This window comes from Psychromonas ossibalaenae ATCC BAA-1528 (genome assembly GCF_000381745.1).
In the GTDB taxonomy this organism is placed as follows: Bacteria; Pseudomonadota; Gammaproteobacteria; order Enterobacterales; family Psychromonadaceae; genus Psychromonas; species Psychromonas ossibalaenae.
The window spans coordinates 19218-32835 of the sequence record NZ_KB907025.1; the positions used below are offsets into that span (position 1 = coordinate 19218).

The following is a 13618-nucleotide window of genomic DNA, read 5'->3' on the forward strand; positions in this document are numbered from 1 at the left end:
AAGATATATATAATTTAGATCAGAAGAGATAAAACTGACAGCCTTTTCATCACGGAAAAGGCTATTTGCCGGAGGGGATGTTAATAACAGTGCTGTATATCAATCTTTTTTCTTAGCACCTGCTAGTTCAGCTAGCTGTTCCTCATCTAAGATACTGATGTATTTACCTTTTACTGCAATCATATTGCTTTTTTGAAAGCGCCCTAAAAGACGGCTGATCGTTTCTACGGTCAGGCCTAAATAATTTCCGATATCACCGCGTGTCATTGATAAACGAAATTCGCGGGGAGAAAAACCTCGTGCAGAAAAACGAACTGACAGGTTATGAATAAAAGAAGCAAGACGCTCTTCGGCATTTTTCTTGGAAAGCAGCAGGATCATATTCTGATCGCCGACAATTTCTGCGCTCATCAGGCGTAAAATCTGCTGTCTTAATTTCGGCATAGTAGTGGATAAATTATCAAGTGTATCGTATGGAATTTCACAGATCATTGCCGTTTCAAGTGCCTGTGCAAAACTCGGATGCGTGCCTGAACTGATACCGTCAAAACCGACTAGGTCTCCGGCAAGATGAAAAGCGGTGATCTGTTCGTCGCCCTGCTCTGTGATCGTGTAAGACTTCAGGGTACCAGAACGTATTGCATACAGGCATTTCATTTCTTGACCGGCTTTGAATATCTCCTGGCCTTTTTGAATGGGTTTTTTACGATCAATAATATTATCTAAACGATCTAATTCAGTTTCATTAAGAGAGTAAGGGATACATAATTGACTGATACTACAGTCTTGGCAACGAATTGCACAACCGCCGTTTTGCACACGATTAGTAATGCTTTTTTCCATAGTTCTTATCTTTCCAGTTTTGATTTAAATCAATATTAGCATTAATTGAAGTCGCTTTGAATACTTTCTAAATATTTGTGGCGGCAGCCGACATTTTTCCGTTAAAAATTGTGTGCTGTGCAGGTATGTTAAAACCTTGTTAATCCCTTATGCGTGCAGGGTTTAAAGCGATAGATGGGTTAATGAGACGCATTATTACCTGTAGTGACTAGAAGCAGATTTAAAAAATATAAGCCTGAACAGCAGTGTGTGTTATTAGAACAATTGTTTAAAGGAAGTACATAAATTGTGCATAGGCGATTTTCTGCAGTCGGCGCTGGATACGTTTCCATTTTTTATGTGTGCAGCGCTGTTATGGTGCATATTAAAAGCTGGTTATTTTAGAAAATGTGAGGCTCAGAAAGGCTGCTGATAAGGTAATTAACAGCAGCTTGAGAAGTGCCTTTCTTTCATTAATGAATATTCAGCCTAGTTGTTTTATCGCGATATAAAAGGTATGAACTGCAAAAGCCGCGAGTAATAAGCCGCTTCCATAACGGAATAGGTGATGGTTAAGAAAACCTTTTAACTGGTGGCTCAAAGTGCCGACAGTCAGCATGGCCGGCATGGTGCCTAGGCCGAACCCAAGCATAATAATAAAGCCATTGCTGGTCGAGCCGCTGCTGGCCGCCCAGGATAATGTCGAATAAACCAGACCGCATGGCAGCCAGCCCCATAAAAATCCTAGTGGAAAAGCAAACAGCGGATGTTTTAAGGGAATGAACAGCTGTGCCGCAGGTTTGATGAATTTCCAGATAAACTGTCCGGCCTGTTCAAGTTTTATTAAACCAAACCAGATGCGTGCCACATATAATGCCAAAAACAGCATCAGCACGGCCGCCAGCATACGTAGATATATCAGGGCTTCTTTACCGCCAAAGAAGACAATAAGTGCACTGCTGCTGGCGGCAAACAGAGCACCGGCAAGAGAGTAACTGCTTACTCTTCCTAGGTTGTATAAAAGCAGAGACCACAGTGAAGACTGTCTGCTCTGCTCTTTTTTGACGGAAAATGTTATTGCACTGGCAATACCGGAGCACATGCCTAAACAATGTCCAGCACCTAATAAACCGATCAGCAGAGCGGCCGTAAAGTCATTAATCAGCATTTTTGTTTACCGGTTTATTTTCTGTGGATACTTCATGGTTATCTGGGGCTGCTGCTTTATCTGAAGTACCTAGCGATAATTCTTCATCGAATAAAATATTAATGCCTTCACGATCTAAGTCATCATACTGGTTTGATTTTACTGACCAGAAGAATACCGCGACGGCGATGGCAACAAATATCATGGCAATTGGTATCAATACGTAAATGATGCTCATTTTATTAACCTTTAAGGGTAATTATCAGAATAAAAGCACTTTATTTTAACAGGCGCAGCGAATTAGTCACTACAATCAAAGAGCTGAACGACATACCTAAAACCGCAATATAGGGGGGAACGTGTCCCATAACGGCCAGTGGTACAATGACCAGGTTATACCCGGTTGCCCAGCCCAGGTTTTCCTTAATGATACGGGTTGTTTTCTGCGCTGTCTGGCGGAGTATTTTAAGTTTATTTAAGTCTTCACCTAATAAAATAACATCGGCGCTGTTTTTGGCGATATCTGTACCGCCTGCTAATGCCACGGATACATGCGCACCTGCTAATACCGGTGCATCATTAATACCATCACCGATCATCATGACATTATGCTCTGTCTGCAGCTTGTGCAGATGCTCAAGTTTGCCCTGCGGGGTGACACCTTTAACTAAGTTGTCGATTTTTAATAAACAGCAGACTTCTTCACTTTTAGCTGAAATATCCCCGGTGAGCATAGTGCTGGTAATGTTTTTCTGTAAACAGTAGTCAAGTGCAGCAGGTGCGCTGTCACGCAGCTGGTCACCGAGTTCAAAGGCTGCGATTAACTGCTGATTAAGGGTGAGATAAATAACCAGTTCTTTGCTGTCAAGCAGTTCATCAACAGCGCAGAACAGAGCATGACCAAGTTTCACCTGTTGTTTTTCATATTCAGCCTGCAGGCCGTGGCCGGGCTTGTTGATGACATTGCATAAAGCAACAGGGTTGATCTGCTGTTTTTTGAATGCTAAAGAAATCGGATGCTCTGATATTTGTTCTAACTGCGATGCGATATCAATACACTGCTGCTTTGAATAATCACTATAAACAGTCGTTTTAAGCAGTGAAAAATTACCCTTTGTTAAGGTGCCGGTTTTGTCAAAAACCATATGATCGACCTTATTAACGGTCTCTAATACATGGTGCTGTTTGATCAATATGCCCTGCTTGTTAAGCTGGGCGGTTGCACAGGTTAATGCGGTCGGTGTTGCTAAAGATAAGGCACAGGGGCAGGTTGCAACCAGTACAGAAAGGGTTATCCAGAAAGCTTGATCCGGGTCAATAAGGCTCCAGCCGATATAGGTCAGTGATGCCGTGATAAGCAGGCCGCCGATAAAATAACGGGAAATAATATCTGCGACAATTTCAATTTTTGGTTTATTGAGCTGGGCGCTGTCCTGCAGGTGAATAATGTCGGCGATCAGGGTGTTACCGGCCACTTTTTCAACGCGTATAATCAGCGGGCTGGTAACATTAACAGTACCGGCAAAGACCGGTGCATTTTTACCCTTACTGACAGGCAGATGTTCGCCGGTGAGCATAGATTCTTCAATATTACTTAAGCCGTCAATAATAATGCCGTCAACCGGCAGGGTTTCACCCGGTTTTACTAATATAATCTGACCAGCAGTGAGCGTTTTAGCCGGAATAATTGTCTGCAGCTGCGGTTTCTCGGTATCTTCAACTAACGTTGCCATCGACGGAAGCAGGCGTAATAAATTACTGCTGGTTTCTGAGGCTTTGCGTCTTGCTCTAAGCTCTAATAAGCGGCCCAGCAGTAATAAAAAGGTGAACATGGAAACGGATTCAAAGTAGACCTCTCCGCGTCCAACCAGGGTGGCATAAGCTGATGCACTGTAAGCCCCTAATAAAGCGATTGAAATAGGGATGTCCATGCCTAAGGTTTTATGACGAATATTTCGCCAGGCATTGGCATAAAAAGGCTGTGCACTATATAACAAGACCGGGGTTGCCAGAATAAGGCTGACCCAGCGGAAGTAATGGATAAACTCTTCTTCCATACCGGAGAAAAAATCTGAGTATAGAGCAATGGCAAACATCATGACCTGCATGGTTGCAAGACCGGCAAGGCCTAAACGGCGCAGATAGGATTTAACCTGCTGAGTATAAAAGGCTTCCTGTTTATTAACCTGAAAAGGGTAGGCTTTATAACCGACTTTCTGGATCTCGGTAAGAATGCGGCTGAGTTTAAGCTGTTGTTTATCCCATCTTATAACCGCTCTATTAAGCGTGGTATTGACATTAATAAAGTGCAGCCCAGGTAAAAACCGCAGCTGTTTTTCGATTAGCCAGGCACAGGCTGCGCAGGTGATCCCTTCAACGGTCAGGGTGATCTGGCTGCTGCTGTTTTCCTGACTAACAAAATCTTCCTGGATCTGGTCAATATCGTAGTGCTCAAGCTGCAGCAGCTCTTCAGGCACTAGCGAAGTTACTTTTTCTGCATTTTCGCTGCGGTGGTCGTAATAAGAGGTTAAACCGCTGTCAACAATAGTTTGTGCTACGGCCTCACAGCCGGGACAGCACATAATTTGGGAAATACCCTTGATGGTTACCCGGAAGTTACTGTCAGCAGGGTTCGGCTCACCACAGTGAAAGCAGTTTAATTTTCTTTCCATTACAGGCTGAAGTTTTCTGTCGGCAGAATAATGGTTTTTTGTAAACGCCAGCTTTTATCAAAGGGGTCAATACGCAGCATCCATTTACCGCTGAGTTCATTTTCAGATTCAAAACGGAAGTTACCGGCCGCATCGGCTGTTAATAACTGCGAGACATCTTTTGCCGCTAATGTTGAATGGTGTAGTGAGAGGCTGATAGGGGTTTTACTATCAATGCCGGTTAATTTAACAATTAACTGTTTATCTTGATGCTTAATATCAGCCCCTATATTACGCTTTTTAGCATTGTTGAGCAGTGTACGATCTTCATTGATTGCTTTGCCTTCTGAATAATAATCATCAACCACCATATCCGGTTTATTATCTAATGCGGTAAATAAAAGACTGGTAGCGCCGACAACGGCTGTCATCGGTAAAATGATTAGAAACCAGGGCCAGAATTGTTTAAACCAGCTTTTATTATTAGTTGTATTCATGATGTGCCTATAAAGAGATAGAGTGCAAATTTAAGGGAATTTAACATAGCATTTACAAATTGTGAAGGCTATAAAAAAAGCCTCAAGATGAGGCTTTTTATGTCAAATTAAGATAACAGATACTTTACTCTGCTGCTGTTATTTTTCCTGAGAAAGGGAATAAACAAAAGCACTGATTACATGGATTTTATCTTCACCCAATATTTCTGACCAGGCCGGCATGACACCGCTGCGGCCGTTACGAATAGAGTCTTCAACAGCTTTACGAGAGCCGCCGTACAGCCATATTTTATTGGTTAGATTCGGAGCTCCAAGCGCGTGACTGCCGGTACCGTCTGCACCGTGGCAGGCTGCACACATAACAAAGCGTTCTTCACCGGCTTGGGCTTCAATTGCGTTAACACGGCGGCCGCTTAGCTTAAGTACATAAGCTGCTGTTTCTTTAATACCTTGTTCGCCTAAGATATCTTTCCAGGCAGCCATAATTCCTTGACGGCCGTGCATGATGCTGTCTTTAATCGCCTGCGGTTCACCGCCGTATAACCAGTCATTATCAGCCAGGTTAGGGAAACCAGTACTGCCTCGGGCATCTGAGCCGTGACACTGGGCACAGTTTTGTAGAAATAAGCGCTGACCGACTTTTACAGCTTCCGGATCTTGGGCGATTAATGCTATGTCTTTATAAACACCATTTTCATCGTAAGCGAGTTTTTTGAATACCGCACCATATTTCTCTTCGGCTGCATTCATTTCACGCTGGTATTGTGAATGAGAGGTTTCAGCTAATTTCGCTGATTCTTCTTTCGACATAACACTCTGCTCGGAACTCGTCCAGTCCAGTAAACCGTTCCAGTTTGCTGTGTAGCTCGGAAATGCAAAAGTATACAGCAGGCCAATAACGATAGTGAACCAGAACAAACCTGTCCACCATTTAGGCAGCGGGTTATTTAATTCCTGAATGCCGTCAAAGGTGTGCGGCATCGGCTGACCTTCTTCAACACCGGTATTATTCTTCGATGTTATTCGAAGGAGCACCGCACAGCCGATGATAACGATTAGCGTGATGACAGTGATCCATATTGTCCAGAAAATGCTCATTATTTCTTAGCTCCTGTATGTTTACTTGATTCACCTTCAGACTTTGGTGAGTCTTGAGGCTCATCGAAAATCGAGTTAGCGATATCTTCGAAAGTCTTTTTTTGTTTCTTACTGTAAGCCCATAAAATTAGAGCGACAAAAACAACAATCAAGAACAGGGTATATAACCCGTTAAAAGTCATGAAATCCATAAAATCTCTTGTATTTGAAAGTATTACCCGGCAGCGCCAGGTTATACTTTATATAGCATACTATCTAAAAGCATGTCCAAGTGACTGCAGGTAAGCAATTAATGCCTGCATCTCGGTCTTGCCTTGTACAGCCTCTTTAGCGCCGGCAATATCTTGATCGGTGTAAGGAACACCAAAGTTATTTTTGAAGATTGACAGTTTTCGCGCTGTGTCTTCACCGGTTAACACATTATCAGCGAGCCATGGGTAGGCCGGCATATTTGACTGCGGTACTACATCGCGCGGATTAAGCAGGTGAACTTCATGCCATGCATCTGAGTAACGTTCGCCAACTCGGGCCAGATCAGGGCCTGTACGTTTTGAGCCCCACAGGAACGGATGTTCCCATACACCTTCACCGGCAACACTATAGTGACCGTAACGTTCTGTTTCTGAACGGAAAGGTCGGATCATCTGGCTGTGGCAGTTACTGCAGCCTTCACGGATATAAATGTCACGACCTTCCATCTCTAGTGCGGTATACGGACGTAATGTATCAACCGGTTCATTTGTTTCTTTTTGAAACATTAGCGGTACTATCTGAGCCAGGCCGCCAAGGCTGATTGCGATGACGATAAAAATAGCCAGCAGACCGACATTTTTTTCAATAAATTCGTGTTTCATTATCTAACTCCCTGACTACCCAAGCTCTTGAAGCTTGATAGTACCGTCTTTTGCAGTAACTGTTTTATAGGTGTTGTAAGCCATGATTAACATACCCGATAAGAAGACTAAACCACCGATAAATCGAATAGTGTAGAACGGGTATGATTTCTCCAGTGACTCAACGAAGGTATAAGTTAATGTACCGTCGTCATTTACAGCTCTCCACATCAGCCCCTGCATAACACCGGAAATCCACATCGCTACGATGTATAAAACCGTGCCGATTGTTGCCAGCCAGAAATGCAGGTTAATCAGCGCAACACTGTACATACCTTTCTGATTAAACAAACGAGGCACTAAGTGGTAAACAGCACCGATTGTTATCATTGCAACCCAGCCAAGTGCACCTGAGTGTACGTGTCCAATTGTCCAGTCAGTGTAATGAGATAATGCATTTACAGTTTTAATCGCCATCATCGGGCCTTCAAAGGTAGACATACCGTAGAAAGACAGAGAAACAACTAAGAAACGTAAAATAGGATCCGTACGCAGCTTATGCCAGGCACCGGAAAGGGTCATGATACCGTTGATCATGCCGCCCCATGACGGAGCAAACAGAATTAATGACATCACCATGCCTAATGACTGAGCCCAGTCAGGTAGTGCTGTGTAATGAAGGTGATGCGGGCCGGCCCAGATATATACTGCGATTAGAGCCCAGAAATGTACGATTGATAAACGGTAAGAATAAACCGGGCGGTTTGCTTGTTTTGGTACAAAGTAATACATCATACCCAGGAAACCGGCCGTTAATAAGAAACCAACGGCGTTATGTCCGTACCACCACTGCACCATGGCATCAACGGCACCGGCATAAATAGAGTAGGACTTCATGCTGGTCATAGACAGCGGAATAGCCAGATTGTTGACTATATGCAGCACTGCAACGGTTAGAATAAAGGCACCAAAGAACCAGTTAGCAACGTAGATATGAGATGTTTTACGTTTAACCAGGGTGCCAAAGAAGACAACTGCATACATCACCCATACCAGAGTAATTAAAATGCCGATCGGCCATTCTAATTCTGCATACTCTTTAGAGGTTGTATAACCCAGCGGTAGTGAAACAACGGCTGATAAAATAACCAGCTGCCATCCCCAGAAGACCCAGGAAGCAAGCGCTCCACCGAACAGTTTGGTCTGACAGGTACGCTGTACAACATAAAAAGAGGTCGCCATTAATGCTGAAACACCGAATGCGAAAATAACCGCATTAGTATGCAGCGGACGTAAACGGCTGTAAGTTAACCAGGGTGTATCAAAGTTTAATGCAGGCCAGATTAACTGGGCGGCAATTAGAACTCCGACAGCCATGCCGATGATACCCCAGAGAATGGTGGTAAGTGTAAACTGACGAACAACTTTCATGTTGTAGTCAGGCTGAATTGTAGTTGCGGTTGTCATTATTTTGATTCCATGCATTTATTTACAATGTGCGTCTATTCTGACGTAATATATACCCATGTTACCTCAAGATGCTTTGCTGATTTTGCATCTTGAAGCAGCATGGGTATAGGTACTCATTTTTCAGAAATAAGTTATGTTTTTTGCATATTTTGCTCAAACATGTTTTATTTGCGCGGAAGTTTACGTGAAGAAAAATTAAATGAACAGAATTTGGTTGTTAAATTGTTAATAAAACGACCGTTTATGTTAAAAAATGGGTGTTACCCACTATTTTTACAGGGGTTTCAAATGTTATCAAAAACTAGAGTTGTACAATTATTAGTCATGATAGTCGTTTTTATGGCACTGGTTACCTGGCGGACACTTAATGCAGATCCGTCTGAAAAACAGCCGGCAACGGCCGAAAAGATTTCTGCAGCAGTAGAAAACAGCGCGCAGAATACAGCAGAGGTGCTGCGCTGCGATTATTTTACTCCCTGTGAGTTTGTCTCTGAGCACGGCTCTTTCTGGCTGAGTGTTGATAACCCGCCGATCCAGGCAGAAGAATGGATTAACTTTAACTTAAAAAGTGCTAATCCAGACTGGCAGGTGACGGATGCAAAAATCGTCGGTAAAGATATGTTTATGGGACGGATTCCGGTTACATTCAATCCGCTTAAAAAAGGACTGTTTAGCGCCAAAACGTTAGTTGGATCCTGTATTACTGAGATGATCTGGCAGTTAGAGATTAATATTGAAATGAACGGTGTAAAACAGGTCCTTTTATTTGACTTTGCGGTTAAGGGGATAGGTTAATATGTTTTGCTAATGACCTGCTTCAGTAATCCCATGAAGCAGTTCATTTGTTTGCTTATAATTTATTTTATTTAGCTAAAAAACGTTTTTTTAAGGGATTATCTAAAGATATCAAACCGGCTCCCCAGACAACATTTATTAAGATCATTAATCCCCATAGTTTATGATCGTAAAAGCCGCCTTCCCAAAGTACTGGATAGGAGACAACAGCTATAATATTAAACACAAATAAAACGGCTGCCATAGGTCTTGTTAATAAACCTAACAGTAAAAAAAATGGTAAGATCAATTCTGCAGCCGTGCCTAAATAAGCCGCCAGCTCCCAGGGCAGAATCGGCACCTGATATTCTTCTTCAAAAAGGTACAGGGTGCTGTCCCATGTGGTTATTTTCAAATAGCCCGACTTAAAAAAGACGCTGGCAACCCAAAGCCGAGTGAACAGCAGCAGCAGCGGCGTGAAATAACAGTGCATTTTCTGCACACTGTGTTGATATAAGCCTAATAATTTATCCATAAATATTCCTTAATTCAGTGTAAATCCGTTAATTAGGTGTTTTTCCATTAGCGCAGGTAAAAACTGATGTAACTCCTGCGGTTGTATCTGCCCCAGCGGTCTACTGTGTTTAATCTGCTCAGCCAGCGAGTATTCCTGTGCTGTTAGTGCTATAAGCTCAACTGAAAAATCGGGCTGTTTTTTGAGTGCCATGCAGCAGCTGCGATTGAGATCTGCTTCCTGTACCTGTTCATTAATGAGCATCTGATATAGATGTTGAATATCCTGATCACTGTGAAACAAAGTTACCTGCTGCGATATGTGAAAAATAATTTCTGCGAGCTGTTCAGGCTGCACTTTTCCCAGTTTATCTACATCAAGTACTGTTGTTTGTATGTGTGTATTAGCTGTTTGTTCTAATAACCATTCGAAGCGTGCTGTTTCTGCTATATAAGGCATCTCTTTAAGCTGTTCTAAGCTTTTGAGAAAATCACAGAAACCATCTCCATAGGTCATAATATTATTTTCCTGCGGCGGCTGCTGTAAAATGAACTGTCTGGCGGCTGCATTAAAAAATTCTTCACCTACCAGTGATAATGTATGCTGATAAGTCACTGCAAGTGCTTCTGTTACGCCCATTACAAAACTGTTGCGGTAAACCTGTAATAGATCCCTGCCGGAAAATGAATCTTTTTCTTTTATCTGTCCGCTTATCAGGTCATTTTTGTACAGCAGTGCATCGCTAAACTGGTGCTGAAGTTCACTAAGTTTCATAGTCACACTCCAAGCTGAAAATTTTCTCTCTGATATTTTCAGCTTTGTTTTTTTCACTGATTAACTCGCTTAGAGGCGGGATCTCTAAATCCCATTCAATTAAAGTGACAGCATCTGTTTTTGTATTTTGTATATATTGTCTATAAATATCCCACACTGCCTGACTGACATAACTGCTGTGGCTGTCAATTAAAATTGAATCATTATTGACTTGTTTGCGGGTAAATCCGGCTAAATGGATTTCCTGAACAGCCCGGTCATTGATGACCTCAAGATACTGGTTGACCGAAAAATTATGGTTAGCTGCGCTGACGTAGATGTTATTCAGATCCAGTAATAAACCGCAGCCTGTCCGGCTGATTATTTCATTGATAAACTCAGGCTCACCCATATCGATATTTTTATACTGTAAATAAGAGGAGGGGTTTTCAATTAAGATCTGACGCTGTAAAAAGTCCTGTACCTGATTAACATTATTGACAAAATTCTGCAGTGCTTCACGGGTATAAGGGATCGGCAGCAGATCATTAAAAAAATTACCCTGCAGTGAGCTCCAGCTTAAATGGTCGGAAACTAATGCGGGCTGAAAAATATCGACTAACTGTTTAAGCTTAGATAAATGTTTTGTACAAATCGGCTCACTGCTGCCCAGTGATAAACCAATACCATGAAAGCTCATTGGATAATGCTGAGCAATCTGGTGCAGATAAAAATGATTCTGACTGTCCGGGTTGAAGTAGTTTTCACTGTGAATCTCTAAGAAACCGATATCGGGCTGTAAGTTCAGTATATCCTTATAGTGTGGTGCCCGTAGACCTATACCAGCCGCGCCTTTATTAATATTTTTCACTTAATTTTTTTCCTAATGAAAACAAATAAGAGGGGGTGTACCCGGACTGCTTAAAGCGGTCCGGGTATAAAATGAATATTTAAGCTTACTTTGGTGTTAAGCTGCCGCCTGTAATTTTGTCACAGAGTCCTTTTGGAACAGCAAGAAATGCATCACCCTGGTTATCAACTTTTGAAGTACCTGCACATGAGCTGGTTTTAGTTGCACAGTCATTTTGGCCTGCTGCTGCAATGCCGTAACATTTTTCTTTACTTGCCGCCATGGCCGGTGAAGAAACTAGTGTACCGCCAACTGCAATTAAAGTTGATACTGTTGCCGCCAGTGCCATATTTGTTTTTTTCATAATAGTCGTCCTTTATATAATAAAATGAGTTAAGCAGAAATTGCGTCCATAGTTGTTGTAATCAATAATATAAACCGAGTATTCAGCAAAAAAATTTCATATTATTTAAAAATATTCTAACTTAAATTTAACATTTCTCAATAAATGTATATTTTCAGTGTGTTAGAGTCGCCTATGAATTGCTGTAAGGATTAAAAGTAATGTGGAATTTTCTGGGGAAAGGAATAAATGAATATATTTACTCGAAAGCGAAATAAAAGTGCCGAGTCATCGGTCTTTAAAGATATGAACAGAAAACAGAAACGTTATGAAGCGCTTGTCAATGTCTATAGTCCGGATCTATATCGTTATGCATATTGGATCTGTCATGACCCGGACATTGCACAGGACCTAGTACAGGAAACTTGTCTTAGGGCATGGAAAAGCCTAGACAGTTTATTGGATGACAAATCAGCTAAAGGCTGGTTATTTACGATATTGCGTCGCGAAAATGCGCGCCGCTTTGAGCGAAAGCAGTTATCTATGGTAGATATTGAGGATTATGAGGTTGCAGATCAATACGATTCATCAGCTGAAATGGATAATGAATTATTGAGACGGAAAATATTAGCTCTGCCAAGTGAGTATAAAGAGCCTTTATTACTGCAGCTTGTTGCCGGTTTTAGCGGAGAAGAGATCGCCAGCCAGCTTAATCTGAATAAAAATACGGTGCTAACTCGTCTATTCAGAGCAAAAAATTTACTAAAGTCATCTTTAACAACGGTAATTAAAGAAAGCGGGGCAGCACATGGATGATATTTTATTTCGCCATACAGCAATTGCGACACCTAATGATAAAAGTGACGAGTTTTTGCAGCGGGCTGCGGAAAATGAGAAGAATAAAGCACTGGTTAATGATGCTCTTTCCTTTGATGCAGAGCTGCAGTCCTTATTAAAGGTCGATGTGCCCGATGGTTTAGCTGATAAAATTCTGCTGGAGCAGAGTTTCGAGGCTGAAAATAACCGAGCATTAAGCAACCGCTGGCATATTGCAATTGCCGCTTCCATTGCTTTTGTTATCGGACTCAGCCTGCCTTTATTAAATACCCTTAGTCATTCGCCGCTGGATATAGGTACGGTTGCAATGAAACATGTGCAGCAGGAATATTACTTCACGGCTAAAATCAACGAGCAGGCAAGTCTTTCTATGGTTAATGCTAAGCTCGCCAGTTACGGCGGTAAGGCGCAGTCTGATTTAGGGGAAGTTTTGTTTGTTAACTATTGTAATTTTGAAGGCACACCTGCTTTACATATGATAATGGAAGGTGAAAAAGGCCGTGTTACCGTATTTGTTGTACCTAATGATGCTGGTTTTCTTGATGCTGAAAAATTTAATGATCAGCATTTAAAAGGTTTAACTGAGAAAATGGGCAATGCTAATGTGGTGATTGTCGGCGAAAGAGATGAGCCTCTGGAAAAAATACAGTTAAAACTGCAGGAAAACATTCTGTGGGATATTTAAACAGTGCTCTGTTTTTCTGGAGCTAACAGTCAATAAATGCTCATATATGTGATTGGTTGCTTGAATTATCGGCAACCAATTTTTTTATGTGCCTTTTTTGTTGACAGAAAGATCTGCAAAAAATATACTGCGCCCGTCTTCAAAACACAGCCATTTAAATAAATGCTTGTTAGAAATGATAATTCCTCTTTAGCTGAATTTATAGGGCAACGGGAGTGAATGATAATCCGAGTGACGGATGATTCATAAAAGAATAAAGATTTAGAACAAACAATTCCTCTTTAGCTCAGTTGGTAGAGCAACGGACTGTTAATCCGTGTGTCGCTGGTTCAAGCCCAGCAAGA

General features: G+C 41.9%; 16 protein-coding genes. 3 read left to right on the plus strand and 13 right to left on the minus strand.

Going from position 1 to position 13618, the window contains the following annotated elements; all coding sequences use genetic code 11:
* Positions 1-99 precede the first annotated feature (99 nt).
* The 9 genes from G327_RS0120375 to ccoN all read right to left on the minus strand — a co-directional run bounded on the left by G327_RS0120375 (position 100) and on the right by ccoN (position 8515).
* Positions 100-843: an FNR family transcription factor gene (locus G327_RS0120375; protein WP_019616658.1), complete on the minus strand. Its 744-nt coding sequence runs from the start codon at positions 841-843 to the stop codon at positions 100-102.
* 463 nt (positions 844-1306) lie between these two features.
* The gene (locus G327_RS0120380; RefSeq protein WP_019616659.1) at positions 1307-1990 is read right to left on the minus strand and encodes a sulfite exporter TauE/SafE family protein; all 684 of its coding nucleotides are present in this window, start codon (positions 1988-1990) and stop codon (positions 1307-1309) included.
* Positions 1980-2207 carry a cbb3-type cytochrome oxidase assembly protein CcoS gene (ccoS, locus tag G327_RS0120385; protein WP_019616660.1) on the minus strand — a complete coding sequence of 76 codons (228 nt, stop codon included), beginning with the start codon at positions 2205-2207 and terminating at the stop codon, positions 1980-1982. The genes G327_RS0120380 and ccoS overlap by 11 nt, the downstream gene beginning before the upstream one ends.
* 40 nt (positions 2208-2247) lie before the next feature.
* The gene (locus G327_RS0120390; RefSeq protein ID WP_019616661.1) at positions 2248-4641 is read right to left on the minus strand and encodes a heavy metal translocating P-type ATPase; all 2394 of its coding nucleotides are present in this window, start codon (positions 4639-4641) and stop codon (positions 2248-2250) included.
* On the minus strand, positions 4641-5117 hold the full coding sequence (locus tag G327_RS0120395) for a FixH family protein (protein WP_019616662.1): 477 nt from the start codon (positions 5115-5117) through the stop codon (positions 4641-4643). The genes G327_RS0120390 and G327_RS0120395 overlap by 1 nt, the downstream gene beginning before the upstream one ends.
* Before the next feature lie 138 nt (positions 5118-5255).
* Positions 5256-6215: a cytochrome-c oxidase, cbb3-type subunit III gene (gene ccoP, locus G327_RS0120400; protein WP_019616663.1), complete on the minus strand. Its 960-nt coding sequence runs from the start codon at positions 6213-6215 to the stop codon at positions 5256-5258.
* Positions 6215-6406 carry a cbb3-type cytochrome oxidase subunit 3 gene (locus tag G327_RS0120405; protein ID WP_019616664.1) on the minus strand — a complete coding sequence of 64 codons (192 nt, stop codon included), beginning with the start codon at positions 6404-6406 and terminating at the stop codon, positions 6215-6217. The genes ccoP and G327_RS0120405 overlap by 1 nt, the downstream gene beginning before the upstream one ends.
* A 60-nt stretch (positions 6407-6466) precedes the next feature.
* Entirely contained in the window at positions 6467-7069 is a 603-nt protein-coding gene (ccoO, locus tag G327_RS0120410) for a cytochrome-c oxidase, cbb3-type subunit II (RefSeq protein WP_019616665.1), read from the minus strand.
* Between the two features lie 15 nt (positions 7070-7084).
* On the minus strand, positions 7085-8515 hold the full coding sequence (ccoN, locus tag G327_RS0120415; RefSeq protein ID WP_019616666.1) for a cytochrome-c oxidase, cbb3-type subunit I: 1431 nt from the start codon (positions 8513-8515) through the stop codon (positions 7085-7087).
* Between the two features lie 291 nt (positions 8516-8806).
* On the opposite strand from ccoN, the gene G327_RS25250 reads away from it, so the two are divergent.
* A complete protein-coding gene (locus G327_RS25250; protein WP_033298725.1) occupies positions 8807-9313 on the plus strand; it encodes a hypothetical protein in 507 nt (168 codons plus the stop codon).
* Positions 9314-9380: 67 nt separating this feature from the next.
* Here G327_RS25250 and G327_RS0120425 read toward each other — a convergent pair whose 3' ends face one another.
* From G327_RS0120425 to G327_RS0120440, 4 genes are all read right to left on the minus strand, one after another.
* The gene (locus G327_RS0120425; RefSeq protein WP_019616668.1) at positions 9381-9827 is read right to left on the minus strand and encodes a DoxX family protein; all 447 of its coding nucleotides are present in this window, start codon (positions 9825-9827) and stop codon (positions 9381-9383) included.
* Positions 9828-9836: 9 nt separating this feature from the next.
* Positions 9837-10580: an HvfC/BufC N-terminal domain-containing protein gene (locus G327_RS0120430; protein ID WP_019616669.1), complete on the minus strand. Its 744-nt coding sequence runs from the start codon at positions 10578-10580 to the stop codon at positions 9837-9839.
* Positions 10570-11430: an MNIO family bufferin maturase gene (gene bufB / locus G327_RS0120435; protein ID WP_019616670.1), complete on the minus strand. Its 861-nt coding sequence runs from the start codon at positions 11428-11430 to the stop codon at positions 10570-10572. Before bufB ends, G327_RS0120430 begins: the two co-directional genes overlap by 11 nt.
* A gap of 85 nt (positions 11431-11515) precedes the next feature.
* Positions 11516-11773: a BufA1 family periplasmic bufferin-type metallophore gene (locus G327_RS0120440; RefSeq protein WP_019616671.1), complete on the minus strand. Its 258-nt coding sequence runs from the start codon at positions 11771-11773 to the stop codon at positions 11516-11518.
* Between the two features lie 228 nt (positions 11774-12001).
* On the opposite strand from G327_RS0120440, the gene G327_RS0120445 reads away from it, so the two are divergent.
* The gene (locus G327_RS0120445) at positions 12002-12568 is read left to right on the plus strand and encodes a sigma-70 family RNA polymerase sigma factor (protein ID WP_019616672.1); all 567 of its coding nucleotides are present in this window, start codon (positions 12002-12004) and stop codon (positions 12566-12568) included.
* Complete coding sequence (locus tag G327_RS0120450; RefSeq protein WP_019616673.1) at positions 12561-13274, plus strand: DUF3379 family protein; 714 nt, start codon at positions 12561-12563, stop codon at positions 13272-13274. The genes G327_RS0120445 and G327_RS0120450 overlap by 8 nt, the downstream gene beginning before the upstream one ends.
* Positions 13275-13618 lie beyond the last annotated feature (344 nt).